The sequence below is a fragment of the Bartonella sp. AC62GZZY genome, from assembly GCF_042196525.1.
GTDB lineage: Bacteria > Pseudomonadota > Alphaproteobacteria > Rhizobiales > Rhizobiaceae > Bartonella.
In genome coordinates this window covers 63,168-88,297 of record NZ_JBHIQN010000002.1, presented here as the reverse complement: position 1 = coordinate 88,297, position 25,130 = coordinate 63,168, and the positions used below count along the sequence as shown (strand labels likewise).

The following is a 25,130-nucleotide window of genomic DNA, read 5'->3' as shown; positions in this document are numbered from 1 at the left end:
AATATAAGTTTTTGTTTTGTCGATGACAAAATATTAAGGTAAAATGGAGTTTAAAGAATGACAACACGGGAAGCAATGTTGGTATTGCTCGTTTTGCTTCCCTTTGGTGGAAGTGCTGTCATTGGCTTTTTTCGTTCGACAGCAAAAAATAATGAAGCTTGGTTTGCTGGGGTTGTCGCACTTTTCTGTCTTATTTTTACAATAATGCTTTATCCGGAAGTTCGTGGAAACCACATAGTGCGTTTAGATATTTCTTGGCTTCCAGAATGGGGAAGCAATTTGATTCTCCGCATAGATGGTTTGTCGTGGCTTTTTTGCTTGCTTATTACAGGGATTGGGCTGCTTGTTGTCATTTATTCACGTTATTACATAGATCCAGCGGATTCTGTACCGCGTTTTTTTTCCTTTTTTTTGGCCTTTATGGGATCAATGATAGGAATAGTTTTATCAGGTAATCTCGTCTTTTTGGTTGTTTTCTGGGAACTCACCAGTATTTTTTCTTTTTTGCTGATCGGCTATTGGTACCATAATGCAAGTGCGCGTGAGGGTGCGCGTATGGCTCTAACGATCACAGGTTTTGGCGGCTTTGCTCTTTTTATTGGAGTTTTATTGATTGGGTATACTGTTGGCAGTTTTGATTTGGATAAGGTGCTACAGTCTGGAGATATGATCCGGTTAAGTTCTCTTTATAGTCCTATCCTTATTTGTATTTTATTGGGAGGGTTAACAAAAAGCGCGCAATTTCCTTTTCATTTTTGGCTACCCAACGCGATGGCTGCTCCAACCCCCGTATCGGCTTATTTGCATTCGGCAACAATGGTAAAAGCGGGATTGTTTTTGCTCGTTCGTTTATGGCCTGTGCTCTCTGGAACAGAGCTTTGGTTTTGGCTGGTTGGCTTTTCAGGACTCTCAACTCTTCTTCTAGGTGCCTATTTTTCCATGTTTCAGCAAGACTTGAAAGGACTGCTTGCTTACTCGACTATTAGTCATCTTGGATTAATTACAACACTTTTAAGTCTTGGTAGTCCACTTGCATGTGTTGCGGCGATCTTTCATATGGCCAATCATGCTACTTTTAAAGCTTCTTTATTTATGGCTGCTGGCATTATTGATCACGAGACGGGAACACGTGATATGCGTAAACTGTCAGGGCTTTATCGTTCTATGCCTATTACAGCAACTCTTGCTTTAGTTGCGAGTGCAGCGATGGCTGGGGTTCCTTTGTTGAATGGTTTTTTATCGAAAGAGATGTTTTTTGCTGAAGCTGTTGAAACGCATATGGAATCATGGCTCGATTGGATTGCACCTTATGTGGCAACGCTGGCCAGTCTGTTTAGTGTGACCTATTCTATACGCTTTATTCATGGCGTTTTTTTAGGATCAAAGCCTGACAATTTGCCCAAGACTCCCCATGAACCACCGCATTTCATGCGTTTACCAATGGAGCTTTTGGTGTTTATTTGTTTAGCGGTTGGTATTTTTCCTAATTTAACAATAGGACCTATTTTAGATAATGCGGTCGTGTCTGTTTTAGGACCAATGACAATTCCTTATAGTTTGGCTGTTTGGCATGGGTTTAACACTCCATTAGTGATGAGCTTTGTTGCATTATTAGGGGGCGGATTGCTCTATGCTGTTGGGCATCGTTATTTTTTATCCTGTGATGATGGGGCTCCTTTTTTCCGTCACTTAAAAGGGCCGCGTATTTTTGAACGCATTCTCGTAATTATTTCTTGGAAATGGGCACGTGCGGTGGAGTCTGCTTTGTCAACACGCCGTTTGCAGATCCAATTGCATTGGATTTTTTGGGTCTGTTTTGCCTTTGTTGGTCTTTTACTTTGGTGCGATGGTTTCATTCCAGTGGGGACATTACCGCTTTTTCCACTTGATATTCCTTTTCTCGCTCTTTGGCTGGTTGGCGGATTATGTGCGCTTTTAGTGGCTTGGCGAGCAAAGTTTCATCGTCTTGCTTCACTTATGCTTTTAGGGGGAGCTGGTTTGATGACTTGTACAACCTTTTTATGGCTTTCTGCTCCTGATTTAGCAATAACACAATTGGTTGTTGAGGTTGTTACAGTCGTTTTATTATTGCTTGGTTTACGGTGGTTGCCTAAACGTTTGCATGACCCTGGGCCAGCTGCTGTTCATTTTTGGGTTCGCTTGCGTCGTTTCCGTGATTTCATCATATCCCTTGTAGGAGGTGCTGGTGTAGCATGGCTTTCTTTTGCAGTGATGACACGTCCTCAAGGTACGACGATTTCTGATTTTTTTCTAACACATGCTTACTCAGATGCTGGTGGTCGCAATGTTGTGAATGTGTTATTGGTTGATTTCCGTGGTTTTGATACCATGGGAGAAATTGTGGTTTTGGGTGTTGTTTCCCTTACTGTTTTTGCACTCTTACGACGTTTTCGTCCTGCGCCTGAGAGTATTGATGCGCCTTTTCAACAACGTATCCAGAAAGCCTTTGATATAGCACAGCCTAATCGAAATGTGGGAGATACAGTATTGAATTATTTAGCTGTTCCTGCTGTTATTATGGGTTGGCTCTTTCCGATTATTATCGCTTTTGCTATTTATTTATTCATGCGAGGGCATGATCTGCCAGGAGGTGGATTTGTCGGTGGTATTACTTTGGCTATAGGATTTATTTTACAATATCTTGCACGCGATATTCGGTGGGTGGAAACGCATTTGAGAGTTTTACCTTTGCGTTGGATAGGCTTTGGTTTATTATTGTCAGTCGTAACGGGGATGGGCTCTTGGTTTTTTGGATATCCTTTTTTAACATCCTTTTTTCGATATATTCATCTTCCGTTAATTGGGAAAGTTCCCATGGCATCTGCTTTTTTGTTTGATTTTGGTGTGCTTTCTCTTGTGTTAGGAGCAACTGTTCTCATTTTAATTGCACTTGCACACCAGTCAATTCGGAGTTACCGAATCGGTAAGAAACCTATTTTAAAAGAGAAGGAAAATTAATGGAAATTGTTCTTTCTTTGGGTATCGGTGTTTTTGTCGGATCAGGTATTTGGCTTGTTTTGCGTCCACGTACTTTTCAAGTCATTCTTGGTTTGTCCTTGATCTCCTATGGTGTTAATCTTTTTATATTTTCAATGAGTAGACCGCGTAGTAATGCTGCTCCAATTGTTGATTCTACCACTGTTATTAATCCAGCTAATTATGTCGATCCTCTCCCACAAGCCTTGGTTTTAACTGCGATTGTGATTGGTTTTGCAACAACAGCTTTATTTTTAGTTATCTTGTTGGTTTCACGTGGTTTAACGGGTTCTGATCACGTTGATGGACGTGAGGTGCAATAATGGAAATAGGAGTGCATCATCTCCTTATTTTGCCTATTCTTTTGCCGTTAATCACTGGAGCACTTCTTCTTTTTTATGATGAACGTCGTGCAAAACTTAAATCATTCATCAGTCTTTCTTCTGCGGGACTGTTGGTTGTTACTGCCATTTTATTGATTATACATACTCTTGAAATAGCACCGGCTTGCGATGTTTATCGACTTGGTAATTGGCCGTCTTCTTTTGGAATTGTTTTAGTCCTTGATCGCTTAAGCGCTATGATGCTTTTACTTTCCAGCTTGTTGGTGACTAGCGTGTTGGTTTTTGCGCGGGCTCATTGGTACAAAGCTGGCTCTCATTTTCAGTCACTAATGCAATTTTTTATGGTGGGGATAAATGGTGCTTTTTTGACTGGCGATTTATTTAATTTATTTGTGTTTTTTGAAGTTATGTTAACGGCTTCCTATGGGCTTGCTTTGCATGGTTCTGGTCAGACACGCGTGCGCGCAGGATTGCATTATGTTGTGGTTAATCTTGTTGCTTCATTATTTTTTTTAGTTGGTATAGCGCTCATTTATGGAGTCGTTGGTACTCTTAATATGGCCGATTTGGCTGTTAAAATAAAATATATATCTTCTACAGATATTGTTTTATTCGAAATAGGTGTTGCACTTTTAGGTATTGCTTTTTTGCTTAAAGCGGGTATGTGGCCGCTTAATTTTTGGTTGGTGCCAACTTACAGTGCAGCAGCAGCGCCTGTTGGAGCTTCTTTTGCAATTTTGAGCAAGGTTGGTATTTATATTATCTTACGTTTAACGTTGCTATGGTTTGGTCCTGAAAGTGAATATTTTAACCATTTTGGTCATACGGTTTTGTTTTATGGTGGGCTTGCCACTATGATTGTTGGTTTTATTGGGGTATTGGCGAGCCAAGTTTTGGTGCGTTTGGCAGCTTATAGTGTGCTTGTTTCTTCTGGTACATTGTTGGCTGCGATCGGGATAGGCAATGCAGCACTGACAGCAGGCGCACTTTTTTATATTGTTTCTTCAACTTTAGCACTGGGAGCTTTTTTTCTTTTGGTAGAGTTGGTTGAACGCTGTCAAGATGTGGCTGCTAATGTTCTTGCTGTCACAATGGAGGTGTATGGTGACGATGAAGAGGAGGAAGAAGATGAAGTTGGCATCTATTTTCCAGTAACCTTGGCAATTCTTGGAGCTTGTTTTGGTATCTGTGCCATTTTGATTATTGGATTGCCGCCTTTTTCTGGTTTTGTTGCTAAATTTATGATGTTCATGGCAATTTTAAATCACAGTAGAGAGGATTTTTCTGCCTCTCTACCGGTTTACCAAGATTGGCTTTTTATAGTTTTTGTCACTCTCTCTGGTTTTGCGGCTTTGATTGCATTGACACGAACGGGTATCCGAACTTTTTGGGTTTCTCTTGAAGGGCGTATTCCCCGTGTGCAAGTGATAGAATTTGCGCCTATTGCCGCTCTCCTTGCTTTGTGTTTTCTTATAACAATTGTAGCCAGTCCTGTTAGTCATTATATGTCTGAAACTGCTAAGACTTTGTATGAACCTCAAAACTATATTAGGAGCGTTTTAACGGATTTTTCTCTCGAAAATAGGGAGGTGAGTAAATGAATCGTTTTTGTCCTTCCCCTTTTTTCAGTGGTGTCATTGTCCTTATGTGGCTTATTTTAAATGGTTTTAGTTTAGGGCAATTGCTTTTAGGGATTTTAACCGCTTTGTTTTGTGGTTGGATGATACGGCTTCTGGAGCTGGAGAAGGCTGTTATTAAAAGCTGGAGTGCGGTTTTTCGTCTCGTTTTTCGAGTATTTATAGATTCTATATTCTCAAATGTTTCGGTGGCTTGGTCTGTTTTAACAAAAAGGTCTCGAGAGCAGAAATCTGGTTTTATTGTAGTACCTCTTCTGCTTCATAATCGCACTGCTTTGGCTATTTTAGCATGCATCCTTTCGGCAACCCCTGGAACTGCTTGGGTTGCCTATAATAGTAAAAAGGGTGAACTTTTGCTTCATGTCTTAAATTTAAAAAATGGATATGATTACAAACAGTTGATCAAACAACGGTATGAGCAATTGCTTTTGGAGATTTTTTTATGAGTATGGTGATTCTTTATTGGGGGCTTTTCTTTTCACAGTTTTTTTTAAGTTTAGCGGTGATTTTTGCGCTGTTTCGGTTGATTCGTGGTCCACGGGCGCAGGATAGAATTGTTGGTTTGGATGCCCTTTATATAACCACTATTCTTTTGTTTCTTACATTCGATATTCGTTCAGGAACAACCACTTATTTTGTCGCAGCTCTCATTATTGGGTTGTTGGGATCTGTCTCAAGCATCGCTTTGGCGAAATTTCTTATGCGGGGGGAGATTATTGAATGAAAGATGATATATCGCTTGTGGTTGCTATTGCTATCACAGTTTTCTTAATATTAGGGTCTGGATTGACATTGATCGCAACGATAGGTTTGGTGCGTTTTTCCAATTTTTATAAGCGTTTGCATATGCTTTCAGTATGTACGAGTTGGGGCGTTGGTAGTATTCTTATTTCTTCATTTCTTTATTCAATATTTGTGGATCATTATTTTGTTTTTCATGAAGTTTTGCTGATGTTTTTTTTGTTTTTAACAGCACCGGTAGCTTCTATGTTGCTTTCACATACAGCAGCTTATCGACATCATTCAGAAGAACAGTCAGAAAAACCGCTGGCTCTTTTATTACACCAGACGGAGGAAAAGTTACCCACGTCAGAAGGAACATCAAGAGATGAGAGCCAGCGCGGTTCTTGAAATCTTCTTTATTCTGTGCTTTTTTCTTCTACACAGTGGATGGGTTTTTCTTCTTTTGGATCATTAATAAGATCGTAAAATATGGCTTCATTTTTAGTTATCCACCAAATGTATTGACCACCCACATATTTTCCTCCAGAAGCGGCAATTACATTAGAACCAACGATGCGCTTACCGTTCCATTTTAAATCAACAAGCGCAATATTGCCAGCATTATGATAAGTTGCCTCAACATGCTCTTTACTTGTTCCCATGTCGCATTGATAGGAGACGGTCTCTGTTGTTGGTTCTGGATCATCTGGTACTTCAATGACTAAAGAACTTGCTAATGCATTAATTGAACCGAGGAGTAAAACACTTAAAGTAATGAAAAATTGTTTAGTAAAAGAAATTTTTTTCATAATATTTCCCGTATTATTTAAAATAATAATGTTGACTCATCTTTACAGAGGATAGGTTTTTTTTCTTCTGGATCCTGAGCAAGGTCATAAAGCGTGACTTCTTTGTTCTTCTCCCACCAGATATACTGAGCTCCTGCAAATTTTGCTCCTGTTGCCGCGATGACATTAGCAGCAATGACACGGTCACCGTTCCATTTGAAATCAACCAACGAAATATTGTCAGCATTAAGATAGACTGCCTCTACGCGCTCTTTACCTGTTCCAGTATCACATTGATAGGTAATGGTCTCTGTTTTGGGCTCTGGATTGTCTGGTACTTCAATGATTAAAGAACCAGCTAAGCTATTGTTTGAGCTGAAGAGTGATAAACTTAAAGCGGTGAAAAATCCTAAAATGTGCAAAGTTTTTTTCATGATGCTTCCCTATATTCCTAATATTGTGCACAAAGAATAATTTGACTGATACGATGGTGTCTACGGCAGGATTCGAACCTGCGACCCCAGGATTCATACCACTTCGATTTTCACCGCCAGCCTTATCGGCTGTTTGTGGTCTGGACTGTCTCTTCACCTTGAAGCTTTTGCTCTTTAGGTGCTGCCCGTTCAGTCTCTACACCTTTCTCTCATTTGAAAAGAGACTTGGCTCGGGATTGGCATATAGTCGCCCATGAAGCTTTCCCCGAATTTGAGCAGATTCACTTTGAGGATTTCTCCTCAAAGTGCCCAATTTCTTTAGGAATCCTGTGCTCTATCCTACTGAGCTACGCAGACATCATCATATTTAATCTTTAATAGAAGTATAAAAACGAATCAATTATATTCAATATGAATTAACGAATTTCTGTTAATTTTTGTTCCAAAAAGGATAAAACTGCATCTGGTGAAATATTTTTTGCAATAAATGATTGGCCAAGTCCGCGTGTTAAGATGAAAGTCAAATTGTTTTGCGAAACTTTTTTATCTTGGGCAATGAGAGTCATTAAAGTTTCAGCATCTGGTAGAGGCCCTGGGATATCCTTTAATTGTGTAGGCAATCCTATAAATTTGAAGTGCGCTTCAATGCGTTGTGTAAGCGTGGGGCTTATTAAATTTAATTGAGCAGAAAATTGATGAGCTAGAATCATCCCAATTGCTACACTTTCGCCATGGATTAAACGGTTAGAGTCATAAGCGGTTGCTGTTTCAAGCATGTGTCCAAATGTATGGCCGAGATTTAAGAGTGCGCGCTCTCCGGTTTCGTATTCATCGCGTGCTACAATGTCAGCTTTAAATTGGCATGAGCGAACAATGGCCTCTGTTCGCATAGGGCCATTAGAGAAAATTTTCTGCCCATTTTTTTCAAGCCACTCAAAAAAGTCAGGTTGGTTAATGAGACCGTATTTTACTATTTCTGCGTAGCCAGCGCGAAATTCGCGCGGCGGCAGGGTATCAAGAAGACACGTGTCAGCAATAACGCATTGTGGTTGATAAAAAGCACCGATAAGATTTTTGCCATATTGGTTATTGATTCCAGTTTTTCCACCAACAGAGGAATCAATTTGTGCAAGAAGCGTTGTGGGCATTTGAATGAAGTTCATACCACGGCGGATTATACTTGCTGCAAATCCTGCTAGATCGCCAATGACACCACCGCCAAAAGCAATAACACAGTCGCCTCTTTCTAAACGCGCAGCAAGAATTTGATCGATGACAACTTGCAGGGTTGAAAATGATTTTGATTGTTCTCCCGCTTCTACAATAATAGGGACAGTATGAATTTTATTTTTTGTCAATTCTGCTTGCAATATCTCCAAATAAAGGGAGGCAACATTTGTATCTGTAACAAGTGCCAAGCGCGTTTGATGAGGATCTTTTTTGTTAAGAGCATGTTTAATCTGTGAAGCAGCTTGTGTAATCAGACCCGGACCAATGATGATATCGTAACAGTGTTTGTCCAGTTTAACAGTGACGGTTTTGGTTTGCATGCTGGTTATCCCTATTGTTAATTTCTGTGTATAGGTAGTGCTGTACGGATCGTATAACATTTTGTGCTACGGTATGACGGCTTTCTTTATGACTGTTAATTGTTAAGTTTGCCTTTGCATAGATAGGATAACGCTGTTCCATGAGTTTTTGCATAGTTTCTTTAGGATTGGCTGTTTGAAGCAGGGGACGTGTTGGGTGTTTTGAGACACGTTGCATGAGGATATCAAGATCGACTTTTAGCCATATGGATATACCATTTTGGTGAATGGCTTTTCGGATATTTTCATTTATGTAGGCACCACCACCTGTTGCTAAAACAAGGGGACTTTTTTTCATGAGGTTTAGAATAACACGCTGTTCAAGAGCACGAAATTCGGATTCACCATAAATTTCAAAGAGTTCCGTGATTGTCATTTGTGCAGCTTTTTCAATTTCTTGGTCAGAATCATAAAAAGGTAAACGAAGCATGGTGGCGACGCGTTTTCCGATCACTGATTTTCCTGCCCCCATAAGACCAACAAGGACAAGTGCTCTTTTATCAAGGGACGATAAGAGCTGATTCTTTATTTGTGTTATGGGGACGCGTTTTTGTCGATTGCTTTTCATAACTTTATTTCGGCATTTATCCATCTTAAAGTCAATTCCTGTTAATCTTTGTGAGGCATAATACGAGATAGAATATTTTTGGGTAGGTTATTGTCTTATGCCAACATTGACTAGATTTTTGATGATTCTTTTCATTTTGCTTTCTGTTCTTTTCATTATAATGGGTGCTCTTGTGGTTTGGGTTGAACCAGTAACTGTGGATATGTACATTGATGTTCCTTTGGATTCATGGAATCTTTCTACGGGAGCGAATCAATGAAATGAAAAGTGATGCTGTGATAGATCATTTTCTTGAGATGATGAGTGCGGAGAGAGGGGCTTCGCCTCATACGCTTGCGGCTTATCAGCATGATTTGCAGTGGGCACAAGACGAATTGTCTTCACACTCTGTTTCGCTTTTTTCAGCACAAAAAGAAGATTTAATTACCCTTTTGTCGCTTATGCATACTTTTGGTTTTGCGGCATCGTCGCAAGCGCGCCGTTTATCGACTTTGCGTCAGTTTTATCAATTCCTTTATGCTGAAGGGTTGAGAGCAGATGATCCCTCTCATGATATTGATGCACCTCGTCAGGGGCGTCCTTTGCCCAAAATCATGAGTGAAGATGCAGTGATAAAATTGCTTGATTTTGCGGAGTTAGAAGTCAATCAAGCAGACTATGGGTCCAAAGGTTATTTCCGTGCACTGCGTCTTCAGCTATTGATTGAAATGCTTTATGCAACAGGGTTACGTATTAGTGAGTTGGTGAGTCTGTCGGTTCAGTCTGTTCGAAGGAAAGAGTACAGCGTTTTGGTTCATGGTAAGGGCAAAAAAGAACGAATGGTGCTGTTATCAAAAAAAGCATGCCAAGTTCTTTCACAGTGGTTAAATTTGCGTGATCAGGGAAAGGATGCTACGAGTTCTTATCTTTTTCCGGCGCATTCCGAGACAGGATATATTGCTCGTCAAGTCGTTGCACGGGAGTTGAAAAATCTCGCTAGAAGAGCAGGGATAGGAAGTGATAGCTTTTCTCCCCATGTGTTGCGTCATGCTTTTGCTAGTCATCTTTTGCAAAATGGTGCTGATTTGCGTGCCGTTCAACATTTGTTAGGTCACTCTGATATTGCTACTACTCAGATTTATACCCATGTGTTGGAAGAGGGACTTTATCGTTTAGTCAATGAGCATCATCCACTTGCCGATGAGCAAAAGGCTCGTTAAAGAAAAGGTGATGTTTTTGAAAAAGACTTTATAAAGCAAATTATAAGTGTATAAGTGACACTGAATGAGTTGACACAAATGTATAATTATCTTGATTTTGAAAAACCAGTTGCTGATCTTGATGGGAAAATTCTTGAATTAAAAAAAATTTCTCAGGAAAAAGGCAGTCTTGATATGAGTGACGAGATTGCTCGTCTTGAAACGCGTTCCCAAACAGCGTTGCGCGATATTTATAAAAAATTATCGCCGTGGCAGAAAACACAAGTTGCTCGTCATCCGGATCGTCCCCATTTTATGGACTATTCTAAACGCCTATTGAGTGACGTTACGCCTTTGGCCGGAGATCGCAAGTTTGCTGAAGATGAGGCTATTCAAGCGGGGTTTGCACGCTTTAAAGGTGAGGCCATTGCTTATATCGGTCAAGAGAAAGGTCACGATACGCAAACACGTTTGCGCTATAATTTTGGTTCTGCACGTCCAGAAGGCTATCGTAAAGCTGTACGTATTATGGAAATGGCTGACCGCTTTGGTTTGCCACTCCTCACTTTTATTGATACAGCAGGTGCTTATCCTGGGGTAAGCGCTGAAGAACGTGGGCAAGCGGAAGCAATTGCTCAATCAACAGCTACAACTTTGCGTTTGAAAGTTCCTGTGGTTTCCGTTGTTATTGGAGAAGGCGGTTCTGGAGGGGCGATAGCAATCGCGGCTGCCAACAAAGTTTATATGTTGGAGCACGCAATTTACTCTGTTATTTCACCAGAAGGAGCAGCTTCTATCTTATGGCGTGATCCAGCTCGTGCAAAAGATGCTGCAATGAATATGCGTATTACCGCTCAAGATTTGTATCGCTTAAAGATTATTGATGGCATTATTTCGGAACCTTTAGGGGGAGCGCATCGTGACAAAGAGATTGTCATTGATGCAACGGGTGATGTTATTTCAGAGGCTTTAAAAGCTATGGCTGGAAAAGATGGTCAAGTGCTTAAACAAGAGAGAAGGGAAAAATACCTTCAAATTGGTCGATCTCTAACATAGGTTATTTTTTGTGAGGGGTGTTGGATTGGAGTTTTATTCGATGACATTTAGCAGATTCCTCGCTGTGTGTGTGTTGTTTGTAATGGGACTATTGACAGCATGTGAAGGAAGATTACCAGCCTCTATTCGCGCTAAAGTTGAGCAGCCATTGCCGCAAGAAATTAAAAATAGAATGGTTCTGTATGATATAGATCCCTATGCACCGATTATGATGCGGTTTTTTAAGGAAGAAAATCTTGCTGAAGTTTGGAAGCAATCTCGTTCAGGACCTTTTATATTGGTTGCTCGCTATGGCATTTGCAAATGGTCTGGTAAGCTTGGACCTAAATATAAAGAAGGGGATCTTCAGACACCAGAGGGTTTTTATACTATTAGCGCAAACCAAATGAATCCTTATTCAAAATATTATCTCTCTTTTAATATAGGATTTCCTAACCTGTATGATCAGGAAAATGGTCGCACAGGAAGCAATCTTATGGTGCATGGTTCTTGCTTTTCCGCAGGTTGTTATTCTATGAGTGATAAGAACATGGCTCAGATTTATGCGTTTGCACGGGATGCTTTTAAAGGAGGACAAAGAGAGTTTCAGTTGCAGGCTTTTCCTTTCCGCATGACCGAGGATAATATGTCACGTCATAGCAAGAATCCTCATTATCAATTCTGGGTTATGCTTAAGAAAGGTTATGATTTTTTTGAAAAAAATCGTCAACCTCCAACTGTTGAGGTTTACGGAAAACGTTACGTTTTTAATCGCGATATTGATAAAACTTCAGTTTCTCTAATGCAGTGAGTGTTATTGTATCCTACAGCACCGTAAACACTATCACTTAATAATGGTGATACAGGATATGCAAAAACTTTGCACATAAGGTTTTTAAGTGAGTAGTCAATATTTTAAAGCGCAGAGTTTTTTCATAGAGCTTTATGTAAGTAAATCATATGAAGTGGGAAGCCAAGAGGAATTTTTTCAAGGAAGTTGGATTGTTTGCACATCGTTACTGGTCTCAACCTTCGTTTGAGTAAGTTAACATGAAATGTACCTCTCTTTTTATTCTTTTATGCTGTGAAATATTGTCTTGTCGTGCTGTTATAAGATACATTCACATATTTTAAAATGCGATATTGCCTCTGTCTGATTTTGGTTTTTTTCTTAACAGGGATTTTGATTTCAATTAGCTTGAATAAATATAGAGTTGAGCAGAATATTTTAGAACCAAGAATTTGGCCAATCGGTCTGTGAAATGAATCACATGAAGTTATTTGCAGATGAAGCGCATTTAGAGAGAAAACAATCTGTTTTCAGATTGATGGGTATTAATTTTTTATCGTAACAATTTGATTTATAATGATAATTTAGTGTTTTCAAGTCAAATTAGAGCCCTGAATACCGTAAGATTTTCTCATTTCAAAGCCGTTCCATGTTGAATAAATTAAAACCATTTGCTTGCACGTTACAAGCGGGGATCGCTGCGTGGGTGAAATTGTACAAGAAAGACTAAAATGCTTTTTACAAACCGTTTTAAGTGCCAAGAGCTTGTTTCAACATTGGGAATTAGCAAAGTGTGTAATGGTGCCGGTTTGCTCCTTTAAAAGCATAAAGATGGTGGTGCCAATGAATTTAATGTTATATCATTGAAGGGGCGAAAAAATTAAAATTTTATTCCTGGAATGACCAGAGGATTTTCTAAGAGAGCTGTTTTATCTGCAGTATCTATTGCTGGTTTATTAAAAAAAGCATTGAGGAGCTTTTGTATTGCTTCTTTTTCAACACCATCGGCAATGATGACAAAACGTGTTTGTTTTATTCCTTTTGGCCATGCTGGCAATCTTATGGGAGGATGAAAAAATGTTTGTACGCCATGTAATACAAGTGGGCGATAAGGGTCATCACGCAATGCGATAATTGCTTTAATACGTAATAATTTTGTACCATAGCGCTCTTGTAGGAGATCTAAAAAAGCTTCAATTGTGGCGTAATCAACAGGATCCTCACAGTTTAGTGAAAAGGTACGAATGGTTTTATGGGGGGTATGATCATGTGGGGTAGTCGTAAGATTTTGTTTAAGTTTTGTATTTTCTCCTTTTTCATCCCATAATGTGTTATTTATTAATAGATTTGAACAGAAATCTTCAGAATGGGCGTCAATGATTTGTGCTGTGGGATTCATTGTTTTAAGTGTGCTAAGGAGTGTATCTGAAAGCGTTTGTGGGTCTCTAAGATCTGTTTTGGTGAGAATGATTTTATCAGCAAATATTAATTGTTTATATATTTCAGGGTAGCGCTTACATATGGAAAGTGGGCTTAATGTATCAAATGTTGCAATAACAGCATTTATGGACAATGTTTGAATAAACAATGGGTGGCTTAAAAGTATTTGTAAAATAGGGGCGGGATCAGCCATCCCTGTGGTTTCAATGATAATATGATGGAGTTGTTTGATCTGTCCTGTCTGAACGCGATTTATTAAATCAATTAATGTGTCGATGAGATCACTGCGTAAATTGCAACATAAGCAACCATTGGCAAGCTCAATAATTCCTTCTGTCGTTTTTTCAACCAGAAGGTGATCAATACTGATTTCGCCGAATTCATTGATGATAACAGCACATTCTGTTAGAAGAGGGGCTTGTAGCATACGGTTAAGCAAAGTTGTTTTGCCAGAGCCTAAAAAGCCCGTAATAAGCGTGAGAGGGATGCACTTTATTTTCATGTTAATCATCAATCATAGTTTTGTTTTTAAAAAATATATCTCAGTATGTCGAACCAATTTATAATGGTGTCCGTGAGGGATATAATGGTTAATCCCCCATGAAATCTATTGTACCACTATCTTTACGCTTATAAAGATAGGTGCACGTGGGTATATCATACACTTTTTAGCGTCAATGTTATGATAATTCTTGGTTCTTGAAAGGATTTATAGGAAGGATTTTTATTCCTTGTTTTAATTATTTTATCTACATGTTCATCCATCTTGTGGCGCGCAAGAGACTGGTTTTATTGATTCAACAAATACAGATTTGAAATGAGAGAATCTTACAATACTTGTGGGTCTGACATAAGGTACAAAATAATTAATTATCATTATAAATCAAAGTATTATAATTAATTGTAGATTATGATTTATGGCTTTTTATAGAATGGTTTGCGTGCTTTTTATACGGAATATAGGGTTTTCTTAGTGGTTTTACTGTCATTTTAGGTGCTTGTGGCGTACGAATGAGGTGTACTGATAAAGGATGAGAAAAAGAAGGTGGAGCAGTGATAAAAGGTGAGGTGAGAATAATATTTCCTTGATCATCATATGAATTTGCATGCATTTTTATGGCTTCAGGTGTGCATGTTTGTTGTCTCATATTGTTGGCTTGTGTTATGTTGCTCCCATAAGGTTTTAATGTTGCTAGTGTTAATTGGGGGCTTCCTTGGTGCAAAAATCCTATTTCAAGAAGTTGTGCAGCTTTTTCTTCTCTTTCGCTTATGTTGTTAGCACCTAGAATGACAGCAATAATTGTACGTTTATTGCGGGTGGCTGAGGCAACAAGATTAAAACCAGAGGCACAGATAAAGCCTGTTTTCATACCGTCTATCCCATAAAAACGGCCAATGAGGTTGTTTGAATTATGCTGAATTTTTCGATTATTACCAAAATCAATGGCTGGAATAGAAAAATAATGAGCATATTGTGGAAATTCTCGACGTATTTGAACGGCTAAAAGAGCAATATCGCGTGCCGTGGAGTAGTTTTGAGGGTCTGGTAAACCACTTGCGTTTGCAAAATGGGTGCCAAACATGCCTAAACGTTTAGCTTCGCTATTCATTTTACGTACAAAATCTTTCTGTGAACCTGCAATGGCTTCACTCATGGCAATAGCTAAATCATTGGTAGATTTAACCATGGTGATACTTAAGGCTGTATCAAGTGTGAGTACAGAACCAGCTTTATAGCCTGAACGATATGAGGGAGCTTTTGCGGCGTATTCGCTGATGGTGATATGTTTGTTTGGTGAAACTTCTCCTCGGCTCATGGCACGAAAAATAACATAAGCGGTCATTAATTTTGTCAAGGAAGCAGGATACCAACGCTCAAAAGCTTGATTATGTTTTAAGATACGCCTCGTTGTAACATCAACAGAAATAAAAGGCTGCGCTAGAGCGACAGCGCTGGATAAACTCAAAATCACAGAAAAAAATAAATTATAGAAGAGACGTTGCATTAATTTAAATCTAGTTCCCTCTTATTCGTTATTTAGAATTGTTTTAATGTAGCACACAAAGCTTTTAAGTCTAGGATAGGGAGGAAAGATGGTTAATTGCTGTATCCGTTGTGTCTGTGGGATAAAAACCAACACTCATTTTTATTTTCCCCTTGAATTTGGTTTGATGACTTAAGTATCTCAAGAAATACTTTTTAAATAATGAAGATTGTGCAAGATTTCATGTTCTTGGAGGGATTGAATTTCTCAGAAAAGAATGAATCTGCATAATCATGCATTTTTCTTGCTCTCCTGTTAGGATAGCCCTTGGCACTTGAGACTGTTCGTAAAAAGCATTTTAATCTTTTCTTGTATCGTTTTATTCACACAGATATCCCCGCTTGTAATGTGTAAGAAAATGATTCTAATTGATTCAACCTAGAATAGATTTGAAATGAGAGAATCTTACGGTATTCAGGGTTCTCATTCAAGTTGAATAACGCTAAAACATCCTTATAAGTCAATGAGATGTATGTTATTTAAATGATTTAAAAGAGAGGAAGAATTCTTTTTCAAAAAAATTTACACATTGATTATTTCTTATCATGTACATGTGTTTTATAATTTTGAATTAGAAAGTTTGAAGTATCTTTCTTATATTTTTGTTTCTTATACTCCGCTCAATATACAAAGTGATACACTATTCTTATCAATCAGTGCATTGTTTCATGATGATTTAGTTTTTGAAGTTTCTGAACAGCGTATGGTGGCATAGGAGGAGGGCTAGGATCTTGAGCTGCTAAGAGAAGCAGTTCATCACACGCTTTTTCAGTTTTTTGGACAAGTTGATCTAGAAAATCACGTTTGCTTAAACCTGCCTCTATCGGGGGAAGAATACGGACACGAATTGTTCCGGGATAGCGGCGAAAATTATTGCGTGGCCAATATAAACCCGCATTGTGTGCAATAGGAACAACTTGAAGTCCTAATTCATTATAGAGCGCGACAATTCCTGACTTATAATCTGGTTTTTGACCGGGTTGTCGGCGTGTTCCTTCGGGAAAAATCAAGATTTGGCGCCCTTGTTTTACTTTCTCTTTTGCTTTTTGTATAACCATTTTTAAGGCTTTGATGGGGGTTGTACGGTTAATGGGGATAATTTGTGTTTTTGCCATATACCAGCCAAACAATGGAATCCACATCAATTCACGTTTTAAAATGAGAGTGGGATCATCAAAATAGGGAACAAGACTGAAAGTTTCCCAAGCCGATTGATGCTTTGGAGCAATGATATAGGGTCCTTTGGGAAGATTTTCTAAACCTTCAATCTCATAACTTGTGCCTGCGATGTATTTTTGCAAAAAGAGTGTAACGCGTGCCCATGTTTTAGGGACAATCCATGCCTTTTTGCGGGGCATTAAAAAATAAACGGGAGCGTAAAGAATCATTTGTATGAAAGTTGTTGTATAAAAAGCGAACGTAAAAAGAATAGAACGAAGGATAAGCACTACATTTTCCATTTTATATCTATAAGAAGACTTCATATATAATATAATTCACATGAGAAAACATCTTCTTTATGTTTTTTCAAGCATCTATTTTTTCGGTAACTCATTTTCCGATATTTAAAAACAGAAGGGAAGAGGTTAATGGAATTACAAAAAGATAAACTTTTTATTCCACGGATTTTATCTATTGCGGGAACAGATCCTTCTGGTGGCGCTGGAATGCAGGCGGATTTGAAGGTTTTTTCAGCTATGAAAACTTATGGTATGAGTGTGGTTACAGCTGTTGTTGCACAAAATACTCAGGGTGTGCGTTCTTTTCAGGCATTAGATGCTTCTTTTGTTGCAGATCAAATTGATTCTGTTTTTGAGGATATCCATGTTGATGCCGTTAAAATTGGTATGGTTGCAAATGCTCAGATTGCACAGGTTATTGCAGAACGTCTTGCTTATCATAAAGCGCGTTTCATTGTTTTTGATCCGGTTATGGTTGCAAAAAGTGGTGATGTTCTTTTAAAGTCTGATGCAATTGAAATTATGCGTGATGTTCTTGTGCCGATGTCAACTTTGATCACGCCAAATTTGCCTGAAGCTGCACTGTTATTGGGAGGTGAAGTGCAATGGTCTTTAGAGACTATGTATCAATATGCTCCACGACTCTTGGCGCTAGGGTGTCATGCAGTTTTGTTAAAAGGGGGACATTTGAATACGATTACCAAAAATAGTACAGAAAATTACGATTGTTCTAGTCCAGATCTTTATTGTGACTGTGAAAACCTTTTTATACTTGAAGCCTCTCGTCTTTCAACTACTCATGATCATGGGACAGGGTGTACCATTTCTGCTGCCATTGCAGCTCTGTTACCTACTCAACCTTTGGATTGCGCTGTTAAACAAGCAAAAGATTATTTGCATGGCGCTTTAACTGCCTCAGATGCTTTAAAAGTAGGGAAAGGGCGAGGGCCGCTTCATCATTTTTATGCATTATGGAAAGATTAATACAACGGTTGATTGTGAAAAATCTTCATTCTATGAATTTGTGTCGTCATTATATGATGTTTTGGGCTTATGATTGATAAGTGTTAGCGCATTGTAGCTTAACAGTTATTTTGTATTAAGAAGGATAAGAAAAAATGTTATAATTTGCTTCTTTTATATATTTTTTACGATTAATCTATCCTGTTTCAGAGGCAATTTTGAGTATAAAAAAGAGAGCAAGGAATTGAAAATCAGGATTTGATAGCAAAAAGTGTAGAGGGAAAGACCTTTTACAAGGCGATATTAAAGCTGGCGGATCCACTATATTTGCTGTTTCTTATATTGGTGGCAAAACAGGATGAGTCAAAATCGTCATCAAAATTATTATATATCTAACATTTACATAGTTTTTGTCGGCACGGATAGGGTTTTCTAAATAGAAATTGATACTTCCTGATGGAATTATCAATGATCTTTCAGGTGATATGGTAAATTTTTTTCGGATATTACAACGTCATTATCCTTTTTTATGGAGATGCTTTATGGAATTATTGGCGTTTCAGATGAGTAGCCATGAGGAGTTTCAACATTTATACAGCAAGATCTAGAAATTTTTACGAATTTAGAGCGGACTTTAAGGTTTTTATATTTATAGTGATTAAATTTTAGCAAGAAGGTAGTCGATTGCACAATCGGAGTTTCAATAGACCTGTAGCGTGTGGTTTAATCTTTTCAAAATTGAATTTTTATTCTGTTGTTTAGCAGATGTTACCATTAAACATTTAAAATGGTCTAATTTTGTTGTGCACTATGACGATTTCAATACTTTATGTTACCTTATCTTGATTTGAAGTTATGCTTCTCATGTAAAATAGGATGCATTTATATTGTTAATTCACATGTCTATTTTAAAGAGATTTCTCTCAAAGTGTGTCACATCCATTTTATAATAACGTTCGTGAATGGTCTAAAGCCTCTATGAAGTGTATAAAGCTATTATGCTTCCCATTTTTACCTTTTCAAGGTGAAAGGGGTACCTCCTATACTATTTGGGCTCCCAATTTTGCGATAGTCTTTGGTATTTCAGAGCGTTCAGAAGAAGAGTTTTTATTCCTTTCTTCAAGTGAATTTTATTGATGCCTCAATTTTTCCTGTTATGTGTGAGCAGATGATTGTGAGTGATTTTAATGTATAGAGATTTGAAATGAGATAATCCTATGATATTTGAGACGCTTGCTCAATATGAATAATGATAAATTATCTTTATAAACCAAGTTATTAATTTATTTTTGTATTGAAGATTATTCTGGATAAGAATTTGTTCAAGAAAGAGGATTATCAAATGATGTCTACGCTGTTTGCACAAGTACAAGGGAAAATTTCTTTTATCTTTCAAATGATGTGCCAGAAATCCCAAAAATTTAATTTACTCTAAATAATAGGTGAAAACAGTTTATTTCGTTTGAAAATAATTACAATTAGCGTGAGAGATTTTTCATCATCAACTGTAATATAGAAAAAGAAACAATACATATAAAGGACCTTTAAAAGTTTTTTTAAGCTCCTTTGGTTATTGTATAAAGCAAAAATTTTTTCTATTAATTAACTAACAGACTAACCATCTAACAAACTATGATGCAACTGTCGTTTTAAATGTTTTCTTTCGAGTTCTTCATAATTATCAGTAACATACAGTAGATTATCGATCATATAAAAAATTACATTTGTTCAACTTAGATTTGTGATAGATATCTTTTTAAGACAAATTAAAAAAATAAGAAAATTTGAGTGCGTCATTTGAAACAATTATGTTTGTAATAACTGATTTTAGCTTTTCACTATCAGTATTAAAGGGGATTGGTCAAGCTTCCTTGGTTATATCGATTGCTTGATCATATTTGAGTTTTGTTGAAAATAATAAATTTTTTAATTGATGAGCAAAAAAAGAGTTCATAGCTAAACCACTACGTGTTTATTGGAATAAATTTTAAATTTACCAAAGTTTGTAAAACCAAATTTTTTATAAATGCTAATTCCCTCGTGAGAGGCTTGCATACCAATTACATGACATCTCCTTCTTTTTAAATGCTCAATAGCAATTTTTGTCATGAATGTCCCAACACCTCTTTTCTTAAAATCCGGCTTGGAGACAATATCATACACTCCACCAATCCCATCTGCTTTAATACAAAAACATATTGCTACAGGATTATTATTTATATAACCAACGAACATCTCTACATCAGAGTCTTTTTTATAATAATGGCCTATTGCTTCATAAAATATAACCGCTTCTTCATCAAAAGGCTCGAATACTGATGCCATAACATTTCCGTAATCTCTAAAATCTTGAAGGGATTCAACTTCTTTGATTTTGAAGTTATCCGGCATAGAAGTAACATGTGAGTCTATATCTTGCGCTAAAGCTGCCATTCCTACCTCTGTTTCAACATGCTCTAAGCCAATAGATAAGAGAACTTCATCAACTTTATAATGAGACGAATGAGGTCAACCCACCAAGCTAAAGGTAGTTTCTGCGCATTAAAGGAATCGATAATAGACTTTGCCTGCTCTACAGGTATAGTTTTTTGTAAATTTTTAGCAGAGATAATATTGAATGTATCTGAAGCAAATGTTGAATTAATAGAAGACACGCCATTTGGAAAATCAACAATCTTTATTTTAGGGCACAATTTTGGTAAAAAACATACTTTTGAACAAAAATTATTCTCTAATGATAAGTCAATTTTTGATTTGTTTAACATTTGTTTTTCTTATCATTGCTCATCATTTTTAATTAATCTTTTATATGGTGGCTGTAAAAAATCCGTCTAAGTTCAAAATTATTATCTTAAATCTAAGCCCCCAATCCAATAGATGTTTCATAAGAAATTACGAAGCTTAGAAAAACTTTGAAAAAAATAAATTGATACAAAACCGAATGGAAAAATATACAAAACCTGCTGGCAAGCTACATACAGCTACAACAACCGATGACAAGCTATAACTCCACACAAGAACGAATAAATACAAAATTCAATGGAGCGGGCGATGGGATTCGAACCCACGACCCCAACCTTGGCAAGGTTGTGCTCTACCCCTGAGCTACACCCGCTTACCGATTCGATATATGTCTTGTCTGTATGGCGTAGGCTTCTACGAATTGCAACAAAAAAATATCATTTTAGTTTGATTTATTTTGTCCATGTTTAAATAAAATGAAATAAAGATTGATTTTAGAAAATTCTTCAGTAATAAATTATTCCTTTTTTAATTTTTGCATGGAGAGGGGTGGAGTATAATGTTGAAGAGAATAAATATATTAGGGATTATCATTGCAACTGTTTTTATGATGAACAGTGTTGCAAAGGCCGATGACCAAGTTAAACACGTTAAAGTTGCAATAACGCAAATTATGGTCCATCCTGCTGCGGATGCTGTTCGTAAAGGTGTGGAAGATGTGCTTGCAGCAAATGGCTATAAGCAAGGTGAAAATTTTCACCTTACCTTTTTATCAGCGCAGGGTAATATTTCAACAGCAACGCAAATTGCACGTAAATTTGTTGGTGATAAACCCGATGTTATCGTCGCAATTACCACGCCTTCAGCACAAACGATGCTTGCGGCAACAAAAACAATTCCTATCGTCTTTGCAGCAATTTCTGATCCTATCGGAGCTAAAATCGTTTCTTCGCTTACCAAACCTGGCGGTAATATGACAGGGAGTTCGGATCGTATAGATGTTGCAGAAAGTGTTAGACTTTTACAAGAAGTAAAACCAGATTTGAAAAAAATTGGTTACCTTTATAATGCTTCTGAGGCAAATTCTGTTTCGACACTTAAGGTATTAAAGGATGTAGCAAAAAAAGCAGGAATTGAAATCATTCCTTCATCGGCACCAAAACCTTCAGATGTTCAGGCAGCAACACGCGCTTTAATCGGTAAGGTCGATATTATTTTTATTCCTGCTGATAATACGATTTTATCTGTTTTAGAAGGTGCAATAAAGGTCTCAGAGGAAGCCAATATGCCTGTATTTACTGTTGATGCTAATACTATCGGGCGCGGGCCTTTTATGACGCAAGGTGTGAATTTCTATGATGTAGGGGTTGATGCTGGGAAATTGGTTGTACGTATTCTAAAGGGTGAAAAGCCTGGTGATATTGATGTTGTGCAGGCGGCTAATAATGACATTCGAATTGATTTGAAAGCAGCTAAAAAAGCAGGGATTGTTATTCCGCAGGCAGTTATTGATCGTGCAACAAAAGTGATTCAATAACTTTTATTGATAGAGTGTTGATACAATAAAAATACGTTAAGTTTTCATGGGGATTGTCTTTACATGAATATATTTGCGTTTTCTGGCGCTGTGGAATTAGGCCTTATTTATGCGTTTGTTGCTATAGGGGTTTATCTTTCATTTCGGGTTTTAGATTTTCCTGATTTAACGGTTGATGGCTCGTTTCTTCTTGGTTCCTGTGTCTGTGGTGTTTTGATTCTCTTAGGTTTCAATGCGTGGACAGCTATGGCTTGCGCTTTTTGTGCAGGTATGGCGGCTGGTTTATTAACAGCTCTATTGAATTTGCGTTTTGGCATTTTGAATCTTTTAGCTTCTATTTTAACAATGTCAGCACTTTATACGGTTAATCTTCGTATTATGGGAATTATGGGAGGGTCTAATGTTAATTTAGCCCTTGCCGATACGGCGTTAACGCCCTTTTATAATCTGTTTGGTTTGTCCGATATTTTTGTGCGTCCTCTTTTCGTTGGTATTGTGTTGCTAGTTATGGCGTTTTTGATTTGGCGCTTTTTGGAAAGTGAAATTGGTCTTGCTATGCGTGCAATGGGCGCTAATCCACGCATGGCGACGGCGCAAGGTGTTCATACATCAGCATTGATTTATTTTGGTATGGGGCTTTCTAATGCGTGTGTTGCTCTTGGTGGTTCTCTTTATATTCAAACTGCCATCGCAACTGATATTACCGGTGGAATTGGAACTATAGTTTTTGGGTTGGCTGCCGTGATTATCGGTGAGACTCTCTTTCGCACGCGCAATATTTTGTGGATTATAATCAGCTGTATTGTGGGGTCTGTGCTTTATCGTGTAGCGGTGCAATTTGCATTTGAAGCAAATGGCATTGGTATTGATACATCGACAGATCTTCAGTTGATTACTTCGCTGTTGGTTGTTTTAACTCTTATTGTGCCACGTTATTGGAGGAGGCGTAAACGTGATTGAGTTGTTTCATGTTGGGGTCACATTTAAACCGCAAACGCCTTTGGAAAAACAGGCTTTAATTGATATTAACCTCAAAATTGAGCAGGGTAGTTTTGTTACGGTTATTGGTTCAAATGGTGCTGGTAAATCCACTTTGCTTAGTGTTTTGGCAGGTGCAACGCTTCCCTCGACAGGAAGAGTCGTTATTAATGGACAAAATGTTTCTAGGCAATCAGTCAGTGAACGTGCGGGAAAGATTGCTTGTGTTTTTCAAGATTCCTTAGAGGGAAGTTGTGGTTCTTTAACAATTGAAGAAAATTTGGCTCTTGCTGCTCTTCGAGGAAGTCGTCGTGGTTTGCGTTCAGCTTTAAACCATGAAAAACGGCAACTTTTTCGAGAAAAAATTGCTCAATTAGGCATTGGTCTTGAAGCATATATTCATAATCCTATGGATAGTTTATCAGGTGGGCAACGCCAAGCAGTTTGTCTTGTGATGGCAACATTAGCACATGCGGATGTTTTATTGCTTGATGAACATACCTCAGCACTTGATCCTGGAATGGCTGATTTTGTGATGCGATTGACTGAAAAAATCGTTGAAGAGAAAAAATTAACGACTATCATGGTGACTCATTCTATGCGTCAGGCTCTTGATTTTGGTGATCGCACATTGATGTTGCATGGTGGAAAAGTGATTTTGGATGTGAGTTATGAAGAGCGTAAGGGCTTGGATGTCAATGATTTAATTGGTATGTTTCAGAAAGTTCGCGGGGAAGTTCTTGATGATGATGAACTGTTAATAGGTTAATAATGTGGCTCAGAAAAAAGCACATGAAGTTGATCAATTTCTAACGCGTTTTTCACGTGCTTTTCCTATTGTTCTCATTTATGGGACGGATCGTGGACTGATTTGTGAGCGTGCACAACATTTTGCTAAGCTTACACGGGTGGCAATAGAAGATCCATTTTCAACAGTTCGTTTGGATGCTGGTGAAATTGATAAAGATTCTGCACGTTTGGAAAATGAAGCGCGTACGTTATCGCTTTTTGGGGGAGATCGTTTGATATGGATCTCTAATGCGGCTAACCAAAAAGGTTTTCTTGCTGCTTTAAAGCTTTTAATTGAGAAGCCACCAGAAGCTTGTTTTATTCTCATTGAGGCAGGAGATTTAAAAAAAGGAACAGGGTTGCGCAATGTTGTTGAAACAGCGTCAAAAGCAATGGCTTTGCCTTGTTTTGCTGATGATATGCGTTCTCTTGACAGTTTAATTGATGAGGTTTTAGGACAGTTTAAGAAGACTCTTTCTTTGGATGCACGTAGATGGTTGCATGAAAGTTTAGGGGCGGATCGTCTTGTGTCTCGCGGTGAATTAGAGAAGCTTTGTCTTTACGCTGAAAATGTTCATATTACTCTTGAAGATGTGAAAGCTGTTGTAAGTGATGTAAGTGTTCTTTCTCAAGATGAAGTCATTGATGCTCTTTTATTGGGCGATATATCAGGCTTTGAAGCGCATTTTAACCGACATGCAGCATTGCATGGGACGCTTTTTTTTATTTTAAGTACAGCACAGAGGCATTTTCAGCAATTACAGCTCTTGCGTTATCAGGTAGAGATTGAAGGAAAATCGCCTTTTACGGTGGTTTCTCAAGCACGTCCTCCTATTTTTTTTCAACGGAAAAAGATCGTTGAACAAGCTTTAAAATATTGGAAGTTAGAGCAAATTTCTTATGCGATGGAAAGGATTCAGAGTGCTGTTTTAGACAGCCGTAAAAATCCGCTTTTGGCTGAAGCTATCATTCGTCAAGTTTTGTTAGGGCTTACAATTATTGCACGACGCCAGATGGCCGCTTAGTGTTTTAAAAATATTATGATTTTTTATTTTAAATACAATACAGAAGCATTTTCAGCAATTACAGCTTT

General features: G+C 37.9%; 23 protein-coding genes and 1 tRNA gene. 14 read left to right on the top strand and 10 right to left on the bottom strand.

Features of this window, described 5'->3' with window-relative positions:
* Nucleotides 1-57: 57 nt before the first annotated feature.
* Genes ACFIML_RS01950 through mnhG form a run of 6 tightly spaced genes read left to right on the top strand, consistent with a single transcriptional unit; the run spans nt 58 to nt 6,109 of the window.
* Complete coding sequence (locus tag ACFIML_RS01950; RefSeq protein WP_375606072.1) at nt 58-2,979, top strand: monovalent cation/H+ antiporter subunit A; 2,922 nt, start codon at nt 58-60, stop codon at nt 2,977-2,979.
* Complete coding sequence (locus tag ACFIML_RS01945) at nt 2,979-3,320, top strand: Na+/H+ antiporter subunit C (RefSeq protein WP_375606071.1); 342 nt, start codon at nt 2,979-2,981, stop codon at nt 3,318-3,320. The genes ACFIML_RS01950 and ACFIML_RS01945 overlap by 1 nt, the downstream gene beginning before the upstream one ends.
* Nucleotides 3,320-4,942 carry a monovalent cation/H+ antiporter subunit D gene (locus ACFIML_RS01940; protein ID WP_375687254.1) on the top strand — a complete coding sequence of 541 codons (1,623 nt, stop codon included), beginning with the start codon at nt 3,320-3,322 and terminating at the stop codon, nt 4,940-4,942. The genes ACFIML_RS01945 and ACFIML_RS01940 overlap by 1 nt, the downstream gene beginning before the upstream one ends.
* The gene (locus ACFIML_RS01935) at nt 4,939-5,424 is read left to right on the top strand and encodes a Na+/H+ antiporter subunit E (protein WP_375606069.1); all 486 of its coding nucleotides are present in this window, start codon (nt 4,939-4,941) and stop codon (nt 5,422-5,424) included. Before ACFIML_RS01940 ends, ACFIML_RS01935 begins: the two co-directional genes overlap by 4 nt.
* Nucleotides 5,421-5,702, top strand: a complete 282-nt coding sequence (locus ACFIML_RS01930) for a K+/H+ antiporter subunit F (RefSeq protein ID WP_375606068.1) — start codon at nt 5,421-5,423, stop codon at nt 5,700-5,702. Before ACFIML_RS01935 ends, ACFIML_RS01930 begins: the two co-directional genes overlap by 4 nt.
* Complete coding sequence (gene mnhG / locus ACFIML_RS01925; protein ID WP_375614351.1) at nt 5,699-6,109, top strand: monovalent cation/H(+) antiporter subunit G; 411 nt, start codon at nt 5,699-5,701, stop codon at nt 6,107-6,109. The genes ACFIML_RS01930 and mnhG overlap by 4 nt, the downstream gene beginning before the upstream one ends.
* A gap of 8 nt (nt 6,110-6,117) precedes the next feature.
* Here mnhG and ACFIML_RS01920 read toward each other — a convergent pair whose 3' ends face one another.
* The 4 genes from ACFIML_RS01920 to ACFIML_RS01905 all read right to left on the bottom strand — a co-directional run bounded on the left by ACFIML_RS01920 (nt 6,118) and on the right by ACFIML_RS01905 (nt 9,080).
* Nucleotides 6,118-6,510, bottom strand: a complete 393-nt coding sequence (locus ACFIML_RS01920) for an MliC family protein (protein ID WP_375606066.1) — start codon at nt 6,508-6,510, stop codon at nt 6,118-6,120.
* Nucleotides 6,511-6,527: 17 nt separating this feature from the next.
* On the bottom strand, nt 6,528-6,923 hold the full coding sequence (locus ACFIML_RS01915; RefSeq protein ID WP_375606065.1) for an MliC family protein: 396 nt from the start codon (nt 6,921-6,923) through the stop codon (nt 6,528-6,530).
* 416 nt (nt 6,924-7,339) lie between these two features.
* On the bottom strand, nt 7,340-8,473 hold the full coding sequence (aroB, locus tag ACFIML_RS01910; protein WP_375606064.1) for a 3-dehydroquinate synthase: 1,134 nt from the start codon (nt 8,471-8,473) through the stop codon (nt 7,340-7,342).
* Nucleotides 8,448-9,080, bottom strand: coding sequence for a shikimate kinase (locus ACFIML_RS01905; protein ID WP_375606223.1), 633 nt, complete (start codon nt 9,078-9,080; stop codon nt 8,448-8,450). Before ACFIML_RS01905 ends, aroB begins: the two co-directional genes overlap by 26 nt.
* A 260-nt stretch (nt 9,081-9,340) precedes the next feature.
* Between ACFIML_RS01905 and ACFIML_RS01900 the strand changes: the two genes are divergently transcribed.
* The 3 genes from ACFIML_RS01900 (at nt 9,341) to ACFIML_RS01890 (ending at nt 12,104) form a co-directional block, all read left to right on the top strand.
* A complete protein-coding gene (locus ACFIML_RS01900; RefSeq protein ID WP_375687252.1) occupies nt 9,341-10,279 on the top strand; it encodes a site-specific tyrosine recombinase XerD in 939 nt (312 codons plus the stop codon).
* 78 nt (nt 10,280-10,357) lie between these two features.
* A complete protein-coding gene (locus ACFIML_RS01895) occupies nt 10,358-11,314 on the top strand; it encodes an acetyl-CoA carboxylase carboxyltransferase subunit alpha (protein ID WP_375606222.1) in 957 nt (318 codons plus the stop codon).
* Between the two features lie 40 nt (nt 11,315-11,354).
* Nucleotides 11,355-12,104, top strand: coding sequence for a L,D-transpeptidase family protein (locus ACFIML_RS01890; protein ID WP_375606062.1), 750 nt, complete (start codon nt 11,355-11,357; stop codon nt 12,102-12,104).
* Between the two features lie 859 nt (nt 12,105-12,963).
* Here the strand turns inward: ACFIML_RS01890 and ACFIML_RS01885 are convergent.
* From ACFIML_RS01885 to ACFIML_RS01875, 3 genes are all read right to left on the bottom strand, one after another.
* Nucleotides 12,964-14,025, bottom strand: a complete 1,062-nt coding sequence (locus ACFIML_RS01885; RefSeq protein ID WP_375687250.1) for a CobW family GTP-binding protein — start codon at nt 14,023-14,025, stop codon at nt 12,964-12,966.
* A gap of 406 nt (nt 14,026-14,431) precedes the next feature.
* Nucleotides 14,432-15,529: a D-alanyl-D-alanine carboxypeptidase family protein gene (locus ACFIML_RS01880; RefSeq protein WP_375609965.1), complete on the bottom strand. Its 1,098-nt coding sequence runs from the start codon at nt 15,527-15,529 to the stop codon at nt 14,432-14,434.
* A gap of 692 nt (nt 15,530-16,221) precedes the next feature.
* Nucleotides 16,222-17,028 (bottom strand): lysophospholipid acyltransferase family protein, encoded by an 807-nt coding sequence (locus ACFIML_RS01875; RefSeq protein WP_375606059.1) that lies wholly within the window; start codon nt 17,026-17,028, stop codon nt 16,222-16,224.
* A 129-nt stretch (nt 17,029-17,157) separates the two neighbouring features.
* On the opposite strand from ACFIML_RS01875, the gene thiD reads away from it, so the two are divergent.
* Nucleotides 17,158-18,012, top strand: a complete 855-nt coding sequence (gene thiD, locus ACFIML_RS01870) for a bifunctional hydroxymethylpyrimidine kinase/phosphomethylpyrimidine kinase (RefSeq protein WP_375614353.1) — start codon at nt 17,158-17,160, stop codon at nt 18,010-18,012.
* A 1,935-nt stretch (nt 18,013-19,947) separates the two neighbouring features.
* Here thiD and ACFIML_RS01865 read toward each other — a convergent pair.
* The 3 genes from ACFIML_RS01865 to ACFIML_RS01855 form a co-directional block, all read right to left on the bottom strand.
* Nucleotides 19,948-20,424 carry a GNAT family N-acetyltransferase gene (locus ACFIML_RS01865; protein WP_375614927.1) on the bottom strand — a complete coding sequence of 159 codons (477 nt, stop codon included), beginning with the start codon at nt 20,422-20,424 and terminating at the stop codon, nt 19,948-19,950.
* A 23-nt stretch (nt 20,425-20,447) separates the two neighbouring features.
* A complete protein-coding gene (locus ACFIML_RS01860; protein WP_375606056.1) occupies nt 20,448-20,756 on the bottom strand; it encodes a hypothetical protein in 309 nt (102 codons plus the stop codon).
* A gap of 275 nt (nt 20,757-21,031) precedes the next feature.
* A tRNA-Gly gene (locus ACFIML_RS01855) sits at nt 21,032-21,106 on the bottom strand.
* A 186-nt stretch (nt 21,107-21,292) separates the two neighbouring features.
* Between ACFIML_RS01855 and ACFIML_RS01850 the strand changes: the two genes are divergently transcribed.
* From ACFIML_RS01850 to holA, 4 genes are all read left to right on the top strand, one after another.
* A complete protein-coding gene (locus tag ACFIML_RS01850) occupies nt 21,293-22,270 on the top strand; it encodes an ABC transporter substrate-binding protein (protein WP_375687248.1) in 978 nt (325 codons plus the stop codon).
* Between the two features lie 63 nt (nt 22,271-22,333).
* Nucleotides 22,334-23,230: an ABC transporter permease gene (locus ACFIML_RS01845; protein ID WP_375687246.1), complete on the top strand. Its 897-nt coding sequence runs from the start codon at nt 22,334-22,336 to the stop codon at nt 23,228-23,230.
* The gene (locus tag ACFIML_RS01840; protein ID WP_375606053.1) at nt 23,223-24,017 is read left to right on the top strand and encodes an ABC transporter ATP-binding protein; all 795 of its coding nucleotides are present in this window, start codon (nt 23,223-23,225) and stop codon (nt 24,015-24,017) included. The genes ACFIML_RS01845 and ACFIML_RS01840 overlap by 8 nt, the downstream gene beginning before the upstream one ends.
* Nucleotides 24,018-24,021: 4 nt before the next feature.
* Complete coding sequence (holA, locus tag ACFIML_RS01835; RefSeq protein ID WP_375687244.1) at nt 24,022-25,062, top strand: DNA polymerase III subunit delta; 1,041 nt, start codon at nt 24,022-24,024, stop codon at nt 25,060-25,062.
* Nucleotides 25,063-25,130: the final 68 nt, after the last annotated feature.

Bases quoted from the DNA above. Each gene is read 5' to 3' on its own strand.
- ACFIML_RS01890 (WP_375606062.1), top strand. From the start codon at position 11,355: ATGACATTTAGCAGATTCCTCGCTGTGTGTGTGTTGTTTGTAATGGGA.
- ACFIML_RS01920 (WP_375606066.1), bottom strand. From the start codon at position 6,510: ATGAAAAAAATTTCTTTTACTAAACAATTTTTCATTACTTTAAGTGTT.
- ACFIML_RS01935 (WP_375606069.1), top strand. From the start codon at position 4,939: ATGAATCGTTTTTGTCCTTCCCCTTTTTTCAGTGGTGTCATTGTCCTT.
- thiD (WP_375614353.1), top strand. From the start codon at position 17,158: ATGGAATTACAAAAAGATAAACTTTTTATTCCACGGATTTTATCTATT.
- ACFIML_RS01850 (WP_375687248.1), top strand. From the start codon at position 21,293: ATGTTGAAGAGAATAAATATATTAGGGATTATCATTGCAACTGTTTTT.
- ACFIML_RS01885 (WP_375687250.1), bottom strand. From the start codon at position 14,025: ATGAAAATAAAGTGCATCCCTCTCACGCTTATTACGGGCTTTTTAGGC.
- ACFIML_RS01900 (WP_375687252.1), top strand. From the start codon at position 9,341: ATGAAAAGTGATGCTGTGATAGATCATTTTCTTGAGATGATGAGTGCG.
- ACFIML_RS01930 (WP_375606068.1), top strand. From the start codon at position 5,421: ATGAGTATGGTGATTCTTTATTGGGGGCTTTTCTTTTCACAGTTTTTT.
- mnhG (WP_375614351.1), top strand. From the start codon at position 5,699: ATGAAAGATGATATATCGCTTGTGGTTGCTATTGCTATCACAGTTTTC.
- ACFIML_RS01845 (WP_375687246.1), top strand. From the start codon at position 22,334: ATGAATATATTTGCGTTTTCTGGCGCTGTGGAATTAGGCCTTATTTAT.
- ACFIML_RS01880 (WP_375609965.1), bottom strand. From the start codon at position 15,529: ATGCAACGTCTCTTCTATAATTTATTTTTTTCTGTGATTTTGAGTTTA.
- ACFIML_RS01915 (WP_375606065.1), bottom strand. From the start codon at position 6,923: ATGAAAAAAACTTTGCACATTTTAGGATTTTTCACCGCTTTAAGTTTA.
- aroB (WP_375606064.1), bottom strand. From the start codon at position 8,473: ATGCAAACCAAAACCGTCACTGTTAAACTGGACAAACACTGTTACGAT.
- ACFIML_RS01860 (WP_375606056.1), bottom strand. From the start codon at position 20,756: ATGTTAAACAAATCAAAAATTGACTTATCATTAGAGAATAATTTTTGT.
- ACFIML_RS01940 (WP_375687254.1), top strand. From the start codon at position 3,320: ATGGAAATAGGAGTGCATCATCTCCTTATTTTGCCTATTCTTTTGCCG.
- ACFIML_RS01865 (WP_375614927.1), bottom strand. From the start codon at position 20,424: ATGGCAGCTTTAGCGCAAGATATAGACTCACATGTTACTTCTATGCCG.
- ACFIML_RS01945 (WP_375606071.1), top strand. From the start codon at position 2,979: ATGGAAATTGTTCTTTCTTTGGGTATCGGTGTTTTTGTCGGATCAGGT.
- ACFIML_RS01905 (WP_375606223.1), bottom strand. From the start codon at position 9,080: ATGAAAAGCAATCGACAAAAACGCGTCCCCATAACACAAATAAAGAAT.
- ACFIML_RS01875 (WP_375606059.1), bottom strand. From the start codon at position 17,028: ATGGAAAATGTAGTGCTTATCCTTCGTTCTATTCTTTTTACGTTCGCT.
- ACFIML_RS01950 (WP_375606072.1), top strand. From the start codon at position 58: ATGACAACACGGGAAGCAATGTTGGTATTGCTCGTTTTGCTTCCCTTT.
- ACFIML_RS01895 (WP_375606222.1), top strand. From the start codon at position 10,358: ATGTATAATTATCTTGATTTTGAAAAACCAGTTGCTGATCTTGATGGG.